Annotated in this window: 1 tRNA gene and 1 pseudogene; both read left to right on the top strand. The window is 61.0% G+C overall.

Features of this window, described 5'->3' with window-relative positions:
• Positions 1-310, top strand: a pseudogene (locus KVS69_RS18510) (hypothetical protein); the annotation flags it as partial.
• 92 nt (positions 311-402) lie between these two features.
• Positions 403-505, top strand: a tRNA-Ile gene (locus KVS69_RS18505).
• Positions 506-751: the final 246 nt, after the last annotated feature.

The following is a 751-nucleotide window of genomic DNA, read 5'->3' as shown; positions in this document are numbered from 1 at the left end:
CGCGCCGGCGGTAATGGCAGATTTCCCGAACGATCTTCAGTTGCTGCGGTATGCCCTGGATGGGTTTGAGCTTCCCGATGATCAGGTTGCTGCATGCGGGCCCCGGCCGGCCCCGGTCATGACATGCATGTCGAAGGAAGGCCTTCCTGGGTTGCTGGTCGAGGACTGGTTCGCAGCCCATCCGGAACATAGGGCCAGGCGCCACCATGCGTTGGTGGACGCGCAGGCCTTGCGGATGGCCTGGCTGGTGGCGACCGGCCGGGTCTCTGCTCCGGCGTGGGCCCACTCCTACCGCCGCGCCCGGGGATAGCGGCATAGCGTCCATCCCCGGTATGCTTGCCCCATGAACCGCCTGAGCCAGCTCGACCCTCGAATACCGGCGTGATCGCATCGATCGATCACGCCCCTGTTGCTCATGATGGTCAGAGCGCCGGCCTTATACCCCGGTGAGAGCACGCGCCAGATAAGCGCGTACACGTCGGTTCGATTCCGACCAGGGGCACCACCGTCAACGACGGAAAAATGCTTCTACTTGAGGGTCGGCAGGGATTCGTGAGAAAAACAGCCGAATCGGCTCTATCGCCATGATTCAACGAGGAAACACCCCCCGACGTCAACAGTTCGTGGATTACAGATCTAGGCTTGATCGAACCAGAAGTCGCGTGACAGAGGCATTGCGGAAGTACTGCTCAGGCACGCGTGCCCTTCTTGAATATTGGATTCAAGAGTTTCCACGCTCCTGACCCAACGG

The sequence above is a fragment of the Stenotrophomonas sp. GbtcB23 genome (assembly GCF_019091045.1).
GTDB classification, from domain to species: Bacteria; Pseudomonadota; Gammaproteobacteria; order Xanthomonadales; family Xanthomonadaceae; genus Stenotrophomonas; species Stenotrophomonas rhizophila_A.
This window is presented reverse-complemented; position numbering and strand designations above follow the sequence as displayed.